The 16,770-nt window shown below is 60.9% G+C and carries 15 protein-coding genes; 12 read left to right on the top strand and 3 right to left on the bottom strand.

Translation table 11 applies throughout. The features are described 5' to 3' along the window. The first annotated feature begins 3 nt into the window (after nt 1-3). Genes cobN through QRN55_RS21580 form a run of 5 tightly spaced genes read left to right on the top strand, consistent with a single transcriptional unit; the run spans nt 4 to nt 6,917 of the window. Nucleotides 4-3,354, top strand: coding sequence for a cobaltochelatase subunit CobN (cobN, locus tag QRN55_RS21560; RefSeq protein WP_284778254.1), 3,351 nt, complete (start codon nt 4-6; stop codon nt 3,352-3,354). Beyond that, complete coding sequence (cobG, locus tag QRN55_RS21565; RefSeq protein ID WP_284778255.1) at nt 3,351-4,754, top strand: precorrin-3B synthase; 1,404 nt, start codon at nt 3,351-3,353, stop codon at nt 4,752-4,754. The genes cobN and cobG overlap by 4 nt, the downstream gene beginning before the upstream one ends. Next, nucleotides 4,751-5,383, top strand: a complete 633-nt coding sequence (locus QRN55_RS21570) for a precorrin-8X methylmutase (protein ID WP_284778256.1) — start codon at nt 4,751-4,753, stop codon at nt 5,381-5,383. Before cobG ends, QRN55_RS21570 begins: the two co-directional genes overlap by 4 nt. Further along, the gene (locus QRN55_RS21575) at nt 5,380-6,159 is read left to right on the top strand and encodes a precorrin-2 C(20)-methyltransferase (RefSeq protein ID WP_284778257.1); all 780 of its coding nucleotides are present in this window, start codon (nt 5,380-5,382) and stop codon (nt 6,157-6,159) included. Before QRN55_RS21570 ends, QRN55_RS21575 begins: the two co-directional genes overlap by 4 nt. Then, on the top strand, nt 6,156-6,917 hold the full coding sequence (locus tag QRN55_RS21580; RefSeq protein ID WP_284778258.1) for a precorrin-3B C(17)-methyltransferase: 762 nt from the start codon (nt 6,156-6,158) through the stop codon (nt 6,915-6,917). Before QRN55_RS21575 ends, QRN55_RS21580 begins: the two co-directional genes overlap by 4 nt. Here QRN55_RS21580 and QRN55_RS21585 read toward each other — a convergent pair. Further along, on the bottom strand, nt 6,884-7,651 hold the full coding sequence (locus tag QRN55_RS21585) for a cobalt-precorrin-6A reductase (protein WP_284778259.1): 768 nt from the start codon (nt 7,649-7,651) through the stop codon (nt 6,884-6,886). The two genes, QRN55_RS21580 and QRN55_RS21585, sit on opposite strands and share 34 nt — an antisense overlap. Here QRN55_RS21585 and cbiE point away from each other — a divergent pair. Genes cbiE through cobM form a run of 3 tightly spaced genes read left to right on the top strand, consistent with a single transcriptional unit; the run spans nt 7,650 to nt 10,050 of the window. Continuing rightward, nucleotides 7,650-8,906, top strand: a complete 1,257-nt coding sequence (gene cbiE, locus QRN55_RS21590; protein WP_284778260.1) for a precorrin-6y C5,15-methyltransferase (decarboxylating) subunit CbiE — start codon at nt 7,650-7,652, stop codon at nt 8,904-8,906. The genes QRN55_RS21585 and cbiE overlap by 2 nt on opposite strands. Continuing rightward, nucleotides 8,885-9,280: a cobalamin biosynthesis protein gene (locus tag QRN55_RS21595; RefSeq protein WP_112501083.1), complete on the top strand. Its 396-nt coding sequence runs from the start codon at nt 8,885-8,887 to the stop codon at nt 9,278-9,280. Before cbiE ends, QRN55_RS21595 begins: the two co-directional genes overlap by 22 nt. Further along, nucleotides 9,277-10,050 carry a precorrin-4 C(11)-methyltransferase gene (gene cobM, locus QRN55_RS21600; RefSeq protein WP_112501082.1) on the top strand — a complete coding sequence of 258 codons (774 nt, stop codon included), beginning with the start codon at nt 9,277-9,279 and terminating at the stop codon, nt 10,048-10,050. The genes QRN55_RS21595 and cobM overlap by 4 nt, the downstream gene beginning before the upstream one ends. Here the strand turns inward: cobM and QRN55_RS21605 are convergent. Continuing rightward, nucleotides 10,005-11,135 carry a cobalt-precorrin-5B (C(1))-methyltransferase gene (locus QRN55_RS21605; RefSeq protein WP_112501081.1) on the bottom strand — a complete coding sequence of 377 codons (1,131 nt, stop codon included), beginning with the start codon at nt 11,133-11,135 and terminating at the stop codon, nt 10,005-10,007. The two genes, cobM and QRN55_RS21605, sit on opposite strands and share 46 nt — an antisense overlap. Nucleotides 11,136-11,361: 226 nt before the next feature. Here QRN55_RS21605 and QRN55_RS21610 point away from each other — a divergent pair, with 226 nt between their 5' ends. The 4 genes from QRN55_RS21610 (at nt 11,362) to QRN55_RS21625 (ending at nt 15,410) form a co-directional block, all read left to right on the top strand. Next, nucleotides 11,362-12,675: a cobyrinic acid a,c-diamide synthase CobB gene (locus tag QRN55_RS21610; protein ID WP_284778261.1), complete on the top strand. Its 1,314-nt coding sequence runs from the start codon at nt 11,362-11,364 to the stop codon at nt 12,673-12,675. 104 nt (nt 12,676-12,779) lie between these two features. Beyond that, nucleotides 12,780-13,676 (top strand): glutathione-dependent disulfide-bond oxidoreductase, encoded by an 897-nt coding sequence (gene yghU, locus QRN55_RS21615; RefSeq protein ID WP_284778262.1) that lies wholly within the window; start codon nt 12,780-12,782, stop codon nt 13,674-13,676. 9 nt (nt 13,677-13,685) lie between these two features. After that, on the top strand, nt 13,686-14,066 hold the full coding sequence (locus QRN55_RS21620) for a hypothetical protein (RefSeq protein ID WP_065700668.1): 381 nt from the start codon (nt 13,686-13,688) through the stop codon (nt 14,064-14,066). Nucleotides 14,067-14,168: 102 nt separating this feature from the next. Further along, complete coding sequence (locus tag QRN55_RS21625) at nt 14,169-15,410, top strand: cytochrome-c peroxidase (RefSeq protein WP_284778263.1); 1,242 nt, start codon at nt 14,169-14,171, stop codon at nt 15,408-15,410. On the opposite strand, the gene leuB is transcribed toward QRN55_RS21625, so the two are convergent. Continuing rightward, entirely contained in the window at nt 15,391-16,503 is a 1,113-nt protein-coding gene (gene leuB / locus QRN55_RS21630) for a 3-isopropylmalate dehydrogenase (protein ID WP_045231011.1), read from the bottom strand. The two genes, QRN55_RS21625 and leuB, sit on opposite strands and share 20 nt — an antisense overlap. Nucleotides 16,504-16,770: the final 267 nt, after the last annotated feature.

Below are 16,770 nucleotides of genomic sequence, written 5' to 3' on the forward strand. Positions count from 1 at the left end.
TCCATGCACATCCTCGCCACCACATCCTCGTCTCTGGACGACCTGATCGAGCCGGTTGATCTCAACCAGGGTCAGGCGGATGTGGTGGTGCTTTCTTTTTCGGCCAGCGACCTCGGAGGGCTGGAACGCGGATGGCAACGCAGCACGGATGGTTCGGTGTCCTTCGTGTGCGCCAACCTCTCTGAACTTCGCCATCCCATGTCGGTCGATCTATGGATCGAAGAGACCGCTGAACATGCCAAGCTGATCCTTATCCGGATTCTCGGCGGCGCCGACCGTTGGCGATACGGCGTGGACGAGCTATCGAGAATGGCGCGTCTGCGTGGTATCAAGCTCGTGCTTCTGCCCGGCGAATGCAGCGAGCGCGATGAGAAACTCGAAGTCGCCTCCACCGTCGATCTACCGACGCAATCCAGAATTCTATCGTTCTTCCGCGAAGGCGGGCCGGAGAATATGGACCGGGTTGCGAGATTGCTTGCCGCGTTTGCGCGGGAAGACGCCTGGCCGGATGTCGTCGCAGAACCGTTGCCCAAATGCGGGTTTTACCGGCCTGGCGAAGGCGTGGTTGACTTTCCGGCAGCGCTGGATGGCCGTGAAAACGGCATGCCGCTCGTACCTATCCTGTTTTATCGTTCTATGCTGATGGCGGCAGACGTCGCCCCCATCGATGCGCTTTACGAAGCGTTGCACTCACGCGGATTTTCGCCGTTGCCGATCTTCGTCAGCGGTCTGAAGGACGCAGAGGCTATCCGGTTTCTGGAAGACACGCTTGTCACTTTGAAGCCAGCGGCGATGATTGCTGCGACGGCCTTTGCCAGCCATTCGGACGATGACGGCAAGAGCCTGTTCGACCGGCTGGGTGTCGCGACCTTTCAGGTGATTATGGCCACCACCCGCCGCGATGGCTGGGCGGACAATATGCGCGGCCTCAATCCGTCCGATCTCGCCATGCATGTGGTGTTGCCGGAGCTGGATGGTCGTATTCTGGCCGGCGCGATCTCTTTCAAGCAGCCTGACCCTGAAGGTGGGCGCGGGCTGGTGCATTGTCCAGAGCCTGATCGCGTCGAACAGGTCGCTGAACGCATCTCCGCTTTTCTGCGGTTGAAAAACGCGGCTCCATCTGAGCGGCGTATTGTTATTCTGATGCCGGATTATCCAGGCGCCGCACCGGGCCGCACCGGGTATGCGGTTGGTCTCGACGTGCCGCAGAGTGTTCTGGAGATGCTGCGCGATCTGCGCGATGCCGGTTATGAGGTGGACGATATTCCCGAAACGCCTCGGGCTTTGCTCGACTGCGTTGAAAGCGAGACGGCTGCTTTTGGGCTGGCCGAGTATTCAGCGTTTCGCAGCGCCCTGCCCCAAGCTGCCAATCTGGCTTTGGATGAGACATGGGGCGATACGGCGAACGACGACGCTGTTACACGCGGTGTCTTCCATTTCCGCGCGGCTCGATTCGGCTCAGTAACAGTCGCTCTTGCGCCGGATCGTGGTCGGAACGAAGACCGGCGGGTGGATTATCATGACCCGGCCCTGCCCCCTCGGCATGCGCTGGTGGCGTTCGGCGCATGGATGCGGCAGAGCCTCGAGGCGCATGCTATCATCCACGTCGGCGCTCATGGGACGCTGGAATGGCTGCCCGGCAAGACGGTTGCGCTGTCGCAAGCCTGTTTCCCCGAAATCGTCAGCGGCTCACTGCCCGTGATCTATCCCTTCATCGTCTCCAATCCGGGGGAAGCGGCGGTTGCCAAGCGGCGAATTGCGGCTGTGACCATCGGGCACATTCCTCCCGTGTTGGTCGATGCTGGGCTGTCGCCGGAGCAGATGGCGCTGGAACAGCTTGTTGATGAATATGCGCAAGCCGATGGTTTGGACCGCCGACGCCGCGACCGGTTGGCCAAACTGATCGTCGAAAAGGCACAGGAAACGGGACTAGCTGCAGACGCTGGTATCGATACGCAGGACGATGCCGATACGGCGCTGTCTCGCATCGATGCGTTTCTCTGCGATCTCAAGGATTTCGCCATCAAGGACGGTCAGCATGTGTTTGGCCGCTGCGCGGATGATGAGCCTGATGTCCTCAGGCGCGACAGCGCGATAGCGGAAAAAGCGTCTTTGCTGGCTGCTCTTAATGGACGGCACATTACGCCGGGGCCATCAGGTGCGCCAGCGCGCGGACGGCTGGATGTGTTGCCCACGGGGCGTAATCTTTACGCTGCGGACCCGCGCACCATGCCAACGCCAACCGCTTTCGAGCTGGGTCGCATGGCAGGTGAAGAGGTCTTGCGGCACCATCTGCAAAGCCACGGCGATTGGCCGAAAAATATCGTCTTTGATCTCTGGGGCTCCGCATCGCTTCGGAATGGCGGCGAAGATGTCGGCCAGGCGCTATACCTGATGGGCGCACGACCGATCTATGATCAGGGCACGGGCCGCGTGACGGGCATCGAAGTGCTGCCGCCTGCGGCGCTGGGACGGCCCCGCGTAGATGTGACATTCCGCATTTCCGGCCTGTTCCGCGATATGTTTCCGGCGCTGATTGCCCTGCTAGATGCTGCCGCAAAAGCCATTGCGCGCCGCGAGGAATCACCGGGCGATAATCCCTTGGGCGAAGAGGCCGCCAGCCTCGGCCGTATCCCTGCCCGCATTTTCGGTTCCGCACCCGGCACCTACGGCGCTGGCATCGAGGAAAAGCTGGCGAACGGGCGCTGGGATGAGCGTGAAGAGCTGGGCCAGATTTATCTGGACGCTGCAAGTCATGCCTTTGGCGGTGCGGACGGGCTTGGTGTGTTTGCCGATGCTGGCTTTACAGGCCAGGTGGAAAAAGCCGATCTTCTCGTTCATACGGGCGACGATCCGGGCCGTGATCTGCTCGATGGTTCGTCAGACGTCGCCTTTATCGGTGGATTTACGGCAGCCAAGGCGGCCCTCGGGCAATCCGCCGATGTCGTGGCGCTCGATACGACCGATCCCGCGCGTCCCCGCGCGCGGTCGATTGCGCAGGCCGTTACCCGGGTGGTGCGCGCCCGCGCCATCAATCCGCGCTTCATTGCCGGGCAGATGCGGCATGGGCCGCGCGGCGCTGCGGAATTTGCCGAGACGGTGGACAGGCTGATTGGCTTTGCCGAAACCACCCACGCGGTGTCGTCCTCATTGATAGAAGCGCTGTATGATGCTTACCTCGGTGATGAAAATGTCCGCGATTTCATTCTATGGGAAAACCCGCAGGCGGCAGTAGTTATGGCGCAGCGTTTTCTCTCTGCCCGCCGCCGCGGCCTTTGGCACAGCCGCCGCAATGCCGTGGATGCGGAGCTGGAAATGCTCGTTGCGCCGAAATCCGCGAGGGTAGAAGCATGAGTGCTTTCGGCCCTGTGGATGTCCAGCCTTTCACGCGCCGTGGCGTTTGCCCGGCCCTGTCGGCTCCAATGCAGACGGGTGACGGGCTTTTATCGCGTATCGCCTTCACGGATTCTATCTCACCCTCTGATCTGGAGGCGCTGTGCGCCCTCGCCATTGAGCACGGCAACGGGCTGATCGACATCACCGCGCGCGGCGGGCTGCAATTTCGCGGCCTGACGGCTGAGAGTGCGGAGGCTCTGGAACGCGATGTTCTGGCTCTTGATCTGCCGTTGCGGCAAGGGCTGACGGTGGAAACATCGCCGCTGACAGGGATCGACCAAACGGAACTTGCCGATACACGCGACATCATCAGCCGGATATGCGGGCGAGCGGATGCGCTTCAGCTGCATGAGAAGTTGGCTGCAAAGATGTCCGTCATTGTCGATGGCGGTGGTCTTATGGACATGGGTGATCTGCTTGCGGATATCAGGCTCAAGGCTGTTCGTGTCGGCGGTGACATGTTTTGGCAACTCATGTTGGGTGGTTCCGAAGACAAGGCGTTGCAGGCGGGTTTGCTGCGGACGGAACATGCTGCCGATAGTGTGATCGATCTTCTGATGTGTCTTGCCGAACGGGGTTGTGATACGCGCGGTCGTGACTTGGATATTGAGCAGGTAGGGGCCGTGTGTGCGGGTCAATTGCTCGACGTGAGACGTTGGCCTGAAAGTTCGGATAAGGGGGGCAACGCTCCGTATCCCATCACCGTGGCCCGTCATAACAGCGCGGGTCCCTATGGTCTGATGCGCCTCTCGGACGATGTGTTTGCAGCAGCTCTTGCACCCGCCTTCGGGCAAATTCCAGCTGATTCGCTTTCTGCCCTTTGTCGCTTTGCTTCGGCGTTAGAAATACAGCGTTTGCGGCCCGGGCCAGCGCATGCCCTGTTTTTCACCGGCAGCGATAACGCATGCCGGGCTCTCCTCGATCATGCGCGTGATGCCGGGTTCGTAACCGGTGCCGATGATCCCCGGTCTGCCATCGCCGTTTGCGCCGGAAAACCGGCCTGCGCTTCGGCGTTCATCTCGACGCGGGACTTGGCCGAACATGCGGCGACGGACTGTGTGTCCTTGCTGGATGGTTCGTTTACGCTGCATCTTTCGGGCTGCGGCAAGGGTTGTGCACATCCGTCGCCCGCCACACTGGCCTTTGCTGGTTCGTCCGAAGGGCTGGCCTTTACCCATTCAGGTCGCGTTTCCGACACACCGCAGGCGGTTTTGCCGCTTGCCGACCGCAAGGCGGTGCTTTCGCGGCTTGCCCGATTATATGAAAAAGAACATAAGCCCGGAGAAAATGCCCGCACCCTGCTTGCCCGGCTCGGCAAGGAGCGGATCGTCGCGGCGCTCCGACAGGATACGAGATGACTGAATACGACTATATCCGCGATGGCAACGCGATCTATGAGCGCTCCTTTGCGATGATCCGCGAAGAAGCGGACCTGACGGCTTTCACGCCGGATCAGGCCGATATTGCCATCAGGATGATCCACGCCTGCGGACAGGTCGAAGCCGCGCAGCACTTTCGTTTTTCGCCTGACTTCGTGGATGCCGCACGCGGCGCGCTTCTGGCTGGCAAGCCGATCCTGTGCGATGCCAATATGGTGGCGCATGGGGTCACGCATGCGCGGTTGCCCGCAGGCAATCCGGTGATCTGCACGCTGCGCGATCTGCGCACGCCCGACCTTGCCAAGCAGATCGGCAATACCCGGTCTGCAGCCGCACTCGATCTCTGGGTCGACCAGATGGAGGGCGCGCTCGTTGCCATCGGCAATGCGCCCACCGCGCTGTTTTATCTCTTGGAAATGCTGGAGCGAGGTGCTCCCCGCCCCGCCGCCATCATCGGCATGCCGGTCGGCTTCGTCGGCGCAGCGGAATCCAAGGATGCGCTGGAGGAAAGTCTGCTCGGCATTCCCTATGCCATCGTCAAGGGCCGCCTGGGTGGTTCTGCCATGACAGCGGCTGCCATCAATGCCATTGCGAGGGCCGGACTATGAGTGCGGCCTTGTTCGAGCCAGCAGCGCAGCCGGTGCTGAAAGGCAAGCTGATCGGCGTCGGCACAGGCCCTGGTGATCCTGAGCTTTTGACGCTGAAAGCGGTGCGCGCCATCGAGAATGCCGATGTCGTCGCCTTCTTTTGCAAGAAGGGCAGCAAGGGCAACGGGCGCGGTATCGTCGAAAGCTTCATCCGCCCCGGCACGCTGGAAATGCCGCTGGTCTACCCCGTTACCGTCGAGAGCGACAAGAATGGCGACGACTACAGAGGCGCCATCGCGGCCTTCTTCGATCAGTCGGCCCGCGATATCGCCGTCCATCTGGATGCCGGGCGCAGCGTTGCGGTGCTGTCGGAGGGCGATCCGCTGTTTTACGGTTCCTATATGCACCTCCATCTGCGGCTGGCCCCTGCCTACCCTGCGGAAGTCGTCGCCGGTATCACGGCCATGTCCGGTTGCTGGTCCATGGCGGGTTTGCCGCTGGTGCAGGGTGACGACATCTTGAGCGTGTTGCCCGGCACGCTTGGCGAGGAAACGTTGACCGAACGCCTGTCCGGCACCGATGGCGCCGTTATCATGAAGGTCGGGCGCAACCTGCCGAAAATTTGCCGGGCGCTCGAAAAAGCAGGCAAGCTGCACAGCGCGCTTTACGTCGAACGCGGTACGATGGAAAACGGCCATGCCATGAGGCTCATTGAACGCGATGCATCGCCCGCGCCCTATTTCTCGCTGGTCCTCGTTCCCGGCTGGAAAGATCGACCTGTTGGTGAAATGGCATGAGCGGGCGGTTGACGGTTGTCGGGCTTGGGCCGGGTAGCCCGGACCAGATCACGCCGGAAGCACTTGCGGCCGTGCGTGAGGCGGAAGATTTCTTCGGCTATATTCCCTATCTCGACCGTCTGGCGCTTGAACCGCATCAGCGCCGTCACGCCTCGGACAACCGCGAAGAGCTTTCCCGTGCACAGGCCGCGCTGACCATCGCTGCCGCAGGTGGCAAAGTCTGCGTCGTCTCGGGCGGTGATCCCGGCGTGTTCGCCATGGCCGCTGCCGTCTGCGAGGCCATTGAAAACGGCCCCGTCGAATGGCGCGATATCGATTTTCACGTCGTTCCCGGCGTCACGGCCATGCTGGCGGTGGCGGCACGTGCCGGTGCGCCTCTCGGGCATGATTTTTGCGCTATCTCGCTGTCGGACAATCTCAAGCCATGGTCGCTGATCGAAAAACGGCTGATTGCAGCAGCGCAAGCCGGGTTCGTCATGGCCTTCTACAATCCCGTCAGCAAGGCCCGGCCTCACCAACTGGCGACGGCGTTCGATGTGCTGCGCGCCCATCTGCCTGAAACCGTGCCCGTTATTTTCGGGCGCGCAGCAGGTCGCGCGGATGAGCGCATGCGCGTGGTGCCGTTAGGACAAGCCGCAAGCGACATGGCCGATATGGCGACCTGTATCATCGTCGGTTCTGTCGAAACGCGGTTGATCGAGCGTGATGGCCAAGCGCCGATCGTCTATTCGCCGCGCTCGTCCAAAAGGGAAAGCTGATGGCGGATGGCGCTGAGCGCAGTGTTGATATCGGAGACCGTGTCACCACAGGGATGCGCGGGACGTGCGATCATGATGACGGGAATGCCCAGCTGCCGCGCCGCCTCTACCTTGCCGTAGGCCGCCGCCCCACCGGAGTTCTTGCAGACCACCGCCTCAATGCCATTGTCGCGCAACATGGCGATTTCATCGGCGAGAGCAAAGGGGCCACGGGCCGTGATATACCGCGCATGGGGCACGACAAGCGGCGGTTCGACGGGATCGACGCTGCGTATGAGATAGTGGTGCTGCGGTGCCGCCTCGAAGGGCAGCAGTTCCTGACGACCGAGCGCCAGAAACGCGGTACAGCTCTCCTGCCCCAGAGCCGTTACGGCACTGTCGACGTCGGGCACCTCGCGCCAATCGTCTCCAGCAATCCTTACCCAAGCCGGACGCTCCAGCGCAACCAGCGGAACTCCAGCTATGCCTGCCGCCTCGACCGCGTTTGCGGATATGCGCGCGGCATAGGGATGGGTGGCATCGACCAGCAGATCGAAGGCGTTGTCCTCGATGAAAAGCGCCAGCCCGCTTGCGCCACCAAAGCCACCGCTGCGCATCGGCACCGGCTGCACCACGGGATCACGCGTGCGACCAGCCATGGACAGCAGAAGACGATAGCCGGATTCGTCAGCCAGTTTGCCAGCCAGAATACGGGCGTCAGCCGTGCCACCAAGAATGAGTATGGAGCGTGTCATGGTCTCTGAATATGCTGGATTGGCTGCTTCATCCACCGAAAAGACTGTAGGCCCCTGGCTTTCTATCGTCGGCATCAGCGAAGATGGCTTGTTTGGTCTCGGCAGTGCAGCGCGTGCAGCCATAGAAAATGCCGAGTTCGTCTTTGGTGGCAAGCGGCATCTGGCGCTGGCGGCAGACGCCATTCGCGGAGAAGCATTACCGTGGCCTGCGCCCTTCGATGTCGCCATGTGCGATGTCGTGGCGCTGCGAGGGCGAAACGTCTGCGTGCTCGCCTCCGGCGACCCGTTCCATTACGGTGTCGGCGTTACCCTGTTGCGGCATGTTGCAGCGGAAGAAACCGTGTCTTACCCTGCTCCCTCGGCCTTTTCGCTCGCAGCATCACGGCTGGGCTGGGCGTTGCAGGATGTGGAATGCGTTTCGTTGCATGGCCGCTCCATCGATCTCATCCGCCCGCATCTGCACCCCGGCGCAAAGCTCATCGCGCTGACGTCGGATGAAAACGCCCCTGCCCTGCTGGCCACGCTCGTATCGGAGGCAGGTTTTGGGCGCTCCCGTTTCACCTTGCTGGAGGCCTTGGGTGGTCCGCATCAGCGGGTGCGCGGCGCAGAGGCAAAGCGTTTCGCCTTCGACGATATCGATCCGCTCAATGTCGTGGCTATCGAAGTCGTCGCCGACGAGACATCACGCGTGCTCAGCTATGCGCAGGGACTGGATGATGCACTTTTCGAGCATGACGGCCAGATCACCAAGCGGGAAATCCGCGCGGTCACGCTCTCATCCCTGTCGCCGCGCCATGGTGAGTTGTTCTGGGATATCGGCGCCGGGTCGGGTTCGATCGGCATCGAATGGATGCTGGCGCACCCTTCCCTTCGCGCCATCGCCATCGAACAACACCAGGAGCGTGCTGAGCGAGCCAGCCGCAATGCCGAGACTTTTGGCGTGCCGCGTCTTGAGGTGGTGATCGGGACAGCGCCGGATGCTTTCGAAGGCCTGCCAGCACCGGATGCGATTTTCATTGGCGGTGGGGGCAGTGAAGACGGCGTGCTGGACGGCGCCATTGCCGCGCTCAAATCCGGCGGGCGCTTGGTCGCCAATGCGGTGACGCTTGAAATGGAAGCGGTTCTGCTGGCTGCACAAGCCCGGCTTGGTGGTTCGCTGATCCGGCTCGAGGTTGCGCGTGCGTCGCCTGTCGGCACCATGCAGGGCTGGCGGCCATCGATGCCGGTGACGCAATGGTCGTGGGTCAAGCCATGATCGTTGCCGGTATCGGATGTCGCAAGGGCGTTGGCGCGGACGCCATCATGGCCGCATTGCACGAGGTCGCCCTCGCCCATCACGTGAAGATCGACTTCATCGCGACAGCGCCGATCAAGGGCGATGAACCGGGTCTGCTGGAGGCTGCGACGCGGTTGGGCATGGCCTTCGTCGTGGTGGCACAGGCGGATTTCGAAGCGACGGGCGAACGCACGATCACGCGTTCGGAAACGAGCCTGAAGCATTCTGGCTCCCCCAGCCTCAGCGAAGCGTCGGCGCTTGCCGCCTGTGGTCCACGTTCAAAGCTCATCGCGCCGCGTTCTATGCTGGGCGATATTACCATTGCGATTGCCGTGTCAGGAGACCAACCATGACGGTTCATTTTATCGGTGCTGGCCCCGGTGCCGCAGATCTGATCACCGTGCGCGGGCGCGATCTCATCGCCGCTTGCCCCGTCTGCCTCTACGCGGGTTCGCTGGTGCCGAAAGCCCTGATCGACTATTGCCCACCCGGTGCGCGCATCATCGATACCGCAGCCCTTTCGCTGGATGAGATCGAGGCCGAATTCGTCGCTGCCGCTCGTGAAGGCAAGGATGTGGCCCGGCTTCATTCCGGCGACCTCTCCGTGTGGAGCGCCATGGGCGAGCAGATCCGCAGACTGGAGCGGCTCGGGCTGGATTACACCGTCACCCCCGGCGTTCCCTCCTTTGCCGCCGCCGCCGCCAGTTTGAGAAAAGAACTAACGGTGCCTGAAGTGGCGCAAAGCCTTGTTCTGACCCGCATTTCCGGTCGCGCATCGAAAATGCCAGAGGGTGAAAATCTGAGAGCTTTCGGTGCCACCGGCGCCACGCTCGCCATCCACCTTGCCATCCACGCGATCGCACAGGTGGTCGAGGAACTGACGCCGCTTTACGGCGCTGATTGCCCCGTCGTCATCGTCGTCCGTGCCTCATGGCCGGAAGAACGCGTGATCACCGGCACGCTTGGAGATATCGAATCCAAACTTGCGGAAGAACCGGTGGAGCGGACGGCGCTGATTTTCGTCGGCAAAGGCTTGGCCTCGCAGGATTTCCGCGAAAGCGCGCTTTACAGCACGGATTACGTTCGCCGATTCCGCTCGCCGGAAGGAAAAGCCGAGACGTGATGGGATGGCGCAAAGCCTGATCGCCCTTTCAGCACGCCATCCCGGTCGAAGACCAGAATTTCCAGCGACATGCCGGGCGTGTTCAGGGCATCGGCTGCCGTCTTCCAGGCATTGGTGGCCACCGTTGCGCCAAGGTCGATGCCTGCTGCCTCAGACATGGTAAAGGCATGGGACACCGTGTTGGCGTGGCGGATGGCATCGGCCAGACCGTCATCACCGCCGGCCTCCTCGGCCAGCTTTGCCAGCGCATGAAGATCGGCCAGCCCGCGTTTGGAGTGAACATCCAGCATGCCTTGGGCGAGCTTCGTCATCTTGGCCACACCACCGGCAATGGTCAGCTTCTCCACCGGATGAGTTCGCAGATACTTCAACATGCCGCCGATGAAATCGCCCATGTCGATCAGCGCCGTTTCCGGCAGGCCATGCAGGGCCTGTCCTGCCTTTTCAGAGGCATTGCCGGTTGCGCCGAGAATATGCGTCAGGCCTTCAGCGCGTGCCACGTCAATGCCGCGCCAGATGGAGTGAATCCAGGCGGAACAGGAAAAGGGAATGACGATGCCGGTGGTGCCAAGAATGGAGATGCCACCGAGAATGCCCAATCGGCCATTCAAGGTTTTCTCGGCGATCTTCTCGCCATCCTCCACCGATATCTCCACTTCGAAATCGGCATTGTCTCCGGCTACCTCGTGGATGGCCTTTTCGATCATCTTGCGCGGCACGGGGTTGATGGCAGGCTCGCCGACTGCCAGCGGTAAACCCGGACGGGTGACGGTGCCGACACCCGTGCCTGCCTTGAAGGTGATGCCCGTTCCCGGTCTGCCGGGGCGCACGGTGCTTTCCAACAGCGCGCCATGGGTCACATCAGGGTCGTCGCCTGCATCCTTGATGACGCCTGCGCGGGCAAAGCCATCGCCGCGATGGCTGGTTGCCAGCGAAAAGCCGACACGCTTGCCGCTTGGAAGTTCGATCTCGACAAGGTATGGAAACTCTCCGGTCAGCAACGCGGTGCATGCGGCTTTTGCCGCTGCCGTCGCGCAAGCGCCGGTCGTCCAGCCGCGACGCAGATTTTTTCCATCCGTTTCCATCGTGTTTCTATAGCGGTTACGGGTTGGGCCGTCATCGGGAAAGAACAGCGACAAAATGTTAGGCCCTTATTTTGAAGACCGCTAGAAACGCTCCACCACCCTCATTCCTGTGCTCGTCACAGGAATCCAGTCGTCGCGCGTCTGCGCGGCGGAAAGAATCTTTTCAGCCCAATGACTTGGGCTGGCTGGATTCCTGTGACGAGCACAGGAATGAGGGAAGACGGGTATGACGGCACGCGCAATCATCATCGGCGCGCCACGCTCCGGCTCCGGCAAGACCAGTGTCACTATCGGGCTGTTGCGCGCCTTTGCGCGGCGGGGCGTGAAAGTGCGCGGCATCAAGACCGGGCCGGATTATATCGATCCGGGTTTCCATGCCTTCGCGGCAAAAACGCCGGGGCTCAATCTCGATAGCTGGGCCATGCAGCCCGATTTGCTGCGGCATCTGTTTGCCCAGCAGGCAGGGGATGCGGAACTGGTGTTGATCGAAAGTGCCATGGGCCTGTTCGATGGTATCGTCGTGCCGGATAACAGGACCGGGTCTGCCGCCGATCTGGCGCGCCTGTTCGGCATTCCCGTGCTTCTGGTGCTGGATGTCTCCGGCCAGTCGCAAACAGCCGCTGCCGTCGCCCATGGCTTTGCCCATTACGATCCGGCGGTCAAAATGTCCGCCGTGGTTCTGAACCGCGCAGGCAGCGAACGCCATCGCACGCTTTGCTCGCAAGCCATCGAAAAGATCGGCCTACCCGTTGCGGGCTGCGTCATGCGTGATCCGTCGCTGGTGCTGCCAGAGCGGCATCTGGGGCTTGTGCAGGCCAGCGAACATCCTGAAATCGATGGGCATATCGACCGCCTGGCAGACGCCATGGAGGCGGCTATCGATCTCGATGCGCTTCTATCTTTGGCGCAACCCGTCACCGTGCCGCATGGCTCGACCGTTTCAGCGATTGCCCCGCCCGGCCAGCGAATTGCGCTGGCGCAGGACGCCGCCTTCACGTTCCTCTATCCGCATCTGGCCCGTCACTGGCGCGAAGCCGGTGCCGAGATCGTGCCCTTTTCTCCGCTGGCCGATGAGGCCCCGGATCCTTCCTGCGATGTCTGTTGGCTGCCGGGCGGATACCCCGAGCTTTTTGCGGGCCAGCTTGCCGCTGCTGATAGTTTCAGGTCGGGTCTGGCGCGCTTTGCAGAAACGAAACCTGTCCATGGCGAATGCGGGGGCTATATGGTGCTGGGTGCCGCACTTGAGGATGCGGATGGCGTGACCCACACGATGACGGGGCTGTTGTCGCATGCCACAAGCTTTGCCAAGCGCAAGATGAACCTCGGTTACCGGCAGGCGACGATTACAGCTGATAGTCCCATCGGGCGCGCTGGCGATGTTCTGCGTGGCCATGAGTTTCATTATGCGCGGGTTATCGATCAAGGTCACGACGAAGCCTTTGCGCAGATTGCCGACGGGCAGGGCAAACCGCTTGGCCCATCCGGTGGCCGACGTGGGCGGGTAACGGGCACGTTTTTTCACGCTATCGCCAAAGGTTGAATTTTTCTCATCGATGACGCGGTGGAGGAAATCTTTGTTGATCCCTATATTGCTTTGGAGTGCTGAACGCTGGCGCTTGATCCGTTGAACAAGGACAGATTTTCATGACCGAGAAATCCCCCGAGAATAACTTTCCTGCCGGTTACGAACCAGCCGACGTCTGGGAGTGGGAAAAGGGCAATGGCGGTCAGTTCGCCAATATCAACCGCCCGATTGCTGGCCCGACCCACGACAAGGAATTGCCGGTCGGCAAACATCCGCTTCAGCTTTACTCGCTGGCGACGCCCAATGGCCAGAAGGTCGGCATCATGCTGGAAGAGCTGCTGGCGGCAGGGCATACGGGCGCCGAATACGACGCCTGGCTGATCAAGATCGGTGAGGGTGACCAGTTCGGCTCCGATTTCGTCAAGGCCAACCCGAATTCAAAAATTCCGGCACTGGTGGACCATTCCACGCCAGAACCGACACGCGTGTTCGAAAGCGGCTCCATTCTGCTCTATCTCGCAGAAAAGTTTGGTGCCTTTCTGCCTACGGACCACAAGGGTCGCACAGAGGCTATCAATTGGCTGTTCTGGCAGATGGCATCCGGCCCGTATCTGGGCGGTGGTTTCGGCCATTTCTATGCCTATGCGCCCGTTCACATCAAATATGCCATCGACCGTTTTGCCATGGAAGCCAAGCGACAGCTTGACGTGTTGGACCGCCATCTGGCAGAAAACCGCTATCTGGCCGGTTCGGAATATTCGATTGCGGATATTGCGGTGTGGCCGTGGTATGGCAACCTGGCGCGCGGCCAATCCTATCCGAAAGCGGATGTCTTCCTGGACGTGAAGAGCTATAAGAACCTTCAGCGCTGGGCGAACGAAATTGCGGAACGTCCTGCGGTCAAGCGCGGTCGCATGGTCAACAAGATGAATGGCGATCCGTCCGAACAGTTACACGAACGCCACGACGCCTCAGACTTCGATACGAAGACGCAGGACAAGATCGGCAAAGCATAAGGAAACACCATGGCAAAGCTGCCTGAAATGACGAAACACCGCGGCTTTCCATCCGGCATGCCGAGCACGGGCATTCAGTTCACCATACGCCGCGCAAATCCGCGCGGCGTCACGCCCGTCAAACACATTCCGCGCCGTGCGCGTAATGATTCGGCGGAACACAAGGTGGATGCAGCCTTCCTGCATGCCCTGTGGCACCAGTTCGGCAACGAACCGTTCGAGCGCGGTAACCTAGACGCCGCGCGCCTCAGCCTTCTGTTCGGTCGTGAGGTGCTGCCTGCCGACAAGGATTTCGATCCATTGTCGTATCAGTCCATGCTTGTTATCGATGAGCGGGTAGCACGGCAGAATTTCCCGGAATCCTTCGAGAATTACTTCCAGATCGACTGAAACATCTGCTGCGGCAAAGTGGAGCGGGCACAGAAAGTTTCTGTGCTTCGCCGTTTTGAGATGCTATAGAGCACGCCAGTTCATCTATTCCGGCGTTCTGCCATGATCAGACATATCATCTGCGTTATCTCTGCATGTGCGTTTTCCTTCGTGCCCGCTGGGCTTGGCACGGGAACGCCTGCCCATGGCGGCGAGGATTATGCCACGCTGGAAAAGCTCGGCGCTGCCCTGTTCGATGATCCCAATCTCTCCATGAACCGCACCATGTCCTGCTCCACCTGCCACATGCCGGCGGCGGGCTTTACCGATGGACGTGATACTGGCGGCCCGATTGGGCACGATGTCTCGCTGGGAGATGACGGCACGTCGCTGGGTGATCGAAACACGCCCAGCGCCGCCTATGCCAGCTTTTCACCACCCTTCGGAAAGAACGCGCTGGGCGAATATGTCGGCGGGCAGTTCTGGGATGGCCGCGCATCGTCCTTGGAAGATCAGGCCGCTGGCCCTCCGTTGAACCCCATCGAAATGGGCATGCCGGACAAAACGACCATCGCCAAGCGGCTGCAGGAAAACCCGGATTACGCTGCCGCCTTCGGCACCCAGTTCGGCGGCGATGTGTTCAAGACCGATGACGCCGCTTTCGCCGCCATGACGAAGGCGCTGGCCGCTTTCGAGCGGACGGATACCTTCTCGACATTCGATTCCAAATATGATCGCTTCCTGCGGGGCGAAGAGAAGCTGACCGATCAGGAAGAACTCGGCCGGGTGCTGATGTCCTCGACACAGTTTACCAACTGCAACACCTGCCATGAACTCAAAGGCCCGAACGGCCTGTCCAACGGGCTTTTCACCAACCACAAATATTTCAATATTGGTGTTCCCGCCAACAAGGCTGCCCGGGCGGCGAATGGATCGAAGCCGGATGCGGTCGATCTCGGTCTGGCGCAGAACCCCGCTGTTGGGGGCGATCCCGCACAGCGCGGCAAGTTCAAGGTGCCGACCCTGCGCAACGTCGCAGTGACCGGCCCCTACATGCACAATGGCGTGTTCAAGGATTTGCGCACGGTCGTGCTGTTTTACGTAAAATACAAAAGCAAGAAGCCCAGCCGTCAGATCAACCCGGAAACCGGGCAGGCATGGGATGCGCCAGAGGTGCCTGAGAATATCGCCATGACGGAGCTGACGGCAGCGCCTGCACTGGATGACAAGCGTGTGGATGCGATCGTCGCGTTTTTGAAAACGCTGACCGACAAGCGATATGAGCATCTCTTGCCGAAAGACAATGCCGGGCAGGGCGCAACGCCCCCTGCCCAGAATGTTTCGATCAAGCCGACAGCGCCTTGAACTCTTCCAGAACCGCATCGCCCATTTCAGACGTGCTGACCTGACGGCTGCCGTCCGAGACGATGTCTGCGGTGCGGATGCCCTTGTCCAGCACGTTGGCGATGGCCGTTTCCAGCTTGGTGGCTTCATCCACCATGTTGAACGAGTAGCGCAGGCACATGGCAAAGGACGCGATCATGGCGATCGGGTTTGCGATGCCCTTGCCAGCAATGTCAGGTGCCGAGCCATGCACGGGCTCGTACATCGCCTTGCGCTTGCCGGTCTTGGCATCCGGTGCGCCCAGTGAAGCGGATGGTAGCATGCCGAGAGAGCCGGTCAGCATGGCGGCCACGTCGGACAGCATATCGCCGAACAGGTTGTCGGTGACGATCACGTCGAACTGCTTGGGTTTGCGCACCAGCTGCATGCCACCGGCATCGGCCAGCATATGCTCCAGCTGCACGTCCTTGTATTTGGCTGCGTGGGTTTCGGTAACGACCTGGTTCCACAACACGCCCGACTTCATGACGTTGCGCTTTTCCATGGAGCAGACGCGATTGCCACGGGTGCGAGCAAGTTCGAAGGCGACGCTGGCGATGCGCTCGATTTCGAACGTGTCGTAAATCTGCGTATCGATGCCACGCTTCTGGCCGTTGCCAAGGTCGATGATCTGCTTCGGCTCGCCGAAATAAACGCCGCCCGTCAATTCGCGAACGATGAGAATATCGAGACCTTCGACCAGTTCCTGCTTCAGCGAGGATGCGGCAGCCAGTGCCGGGTAGCAGATCGCCGGGCGCAGATTGGCGAACAGCTCCAGATCCTTGCGCAGGCGCAAGAGACCGGATTCGGGCCGCACCTCGTAGGGCACGCTATCCCACTTGGGGCCACCGACGGCTCCAAACAGAATGGCGTCTGCGGCCAGCGCCTTTTCCATGTCCGCATCGGAGATCGCCACGCCGTGCGCGTCATAGGCGCTGCCGCCGACGAGGCCTTCTTCCGTCTTGAAGCCAGCGGCCTTCTCGCTATTGAGATAATCGATCAGCTTGCGGACTTCCGCCATGGCTTCGGGGCCGATGCCGTCACCGGGCAGCAGGAAAAGCGTGCGCACTGTCATGAAAACCCTCCTTGGCCACACCGCATAACTTTGCTGCTTAGGCGGCAGGCGCGTCAAAAACCTTTTCCGCAGCATCAATCGCTACGGCGTGCGGGCTTCTTAGCGTTGGAGATGGCCTATTTCAAGGAAGGCTAGGGACGATTCGGTACGGCGCTGAAAGGGGAAGGCTTTAAAACTGTGTTTCGAAGTCTGCGCCGTGACGAATACGGCTCCCCCTACTCCGTCATCCCGCACCTGATGCGGGATCCAGTGCGATCAAGTCTTTGA

The sequence above is a fragment of the Agrobacterium sp. lyk4-40-TYG-31 genome, assembly GCF_030209855.1.
Lineage (GTDB): Bacteria > Pseudomonadota > Alphaproteobacteria > Rhizobiales > Rhizobiaceae > Agrobacterium > Agrobacterium vaccinii.

Coding starts and splice junctions, on each gene's coding strand:
- cobN (WP_284778254.1), top strand. CDS start 4: ATGCACATCCTCGCCACCACATCCTCGTCTCTGGACGACCTGATCGAG.
- cobG (WP_284778255.1), top strand. CDS start 3,351: ATGAGTGCTTTCGGCCCTGTGGATGTCCAGCCTTTCACGCGCCGTGGC.
- QRN55_RS21570 (WP_284778256.1), top strand. CDS start 4,751: ATGACTGAATACGACTATATCCGCGATGGCAACGCGATCTATGAGCGC.
- QRN55_RS21575 (WP_284778257.1), top strand. CDS start 5,380: ATGAGTGCGGCCTTGTTCGAGCCAGCAGCGCAGCCGGTGCTGAAAGGC.
- QRN55_RS21580 (WP_284778258.1), top strand. CDS start 6,156: ATGAGCGGGCGGTTGACGGTTGTCGGGCTTGGGCCGGGTAGCCCGGAC.
- cbiE (WP_284778260.1), top strand. CDS start 7,650: ATGGTCTCTGAATATGCTGGATTGGCTGCTTCATCCACCGAAAAGACT.
- QRN55_RS21585 (WP_284778259.1), bottom strand. CDS start 7,651: ATGACACGCTCCATACTCATTCTTGGTGGCACGGCTGACGCCCGTATT.
- QRN55_RS21595 (WP_112501083.1), top strand. CDS start 8,885: ATGGTCGTGGGTCAAGCCATGATCGTTGCCGGTATCGGATGTCGCAAG.
- cobM (WP_112501082.1), top strand. CDS start 9,277: ATGACGGTTCATTTTATCGGTGCTGGCCCCGGTGCCGCAGATCTGATC.
- QRN55_RS21605 (WP_112501081.1), bottom strand. CDS start 11,135: ATGGAAACGGATGGAAAAAATCTGCGTCGCGGCTGGACGACCGGCGCT.
- QRN55_RS21610 (WP_284778261.1), top strand. CDS start 11,362: ATGACGGCACGCGCAATCATCATCGGCGCGCCACGCTCCGGCTCCGGC.
- yghU (WP_284778262.1), top strand. CDS start 12,780: ATGACCGAGAAATCCCCCGAGAATAACTTTCCTGCCGGTTACGAACCA.
- QRN55_RS21620 (WP_065700668.1), top strand. CDS start 13,686: ATGGCAAAGCTGCCTGAAATGACGAAACACCGCGGCTTTCCATCCGGC.
- QRN55_RS21625 (WP_284778263.1), top strand. CDS start 14,169: ATGATCAGACATATCATCTGCGTTATCTCTGCATGTGCGTTTTCCTTC.
- leuB (WP_045231011.1), bottom strand. CDS start 16,503: ATGACAGTGCGCACGCTTTTCCTGCTGCCCGGTGACGGCATCGGCCCC.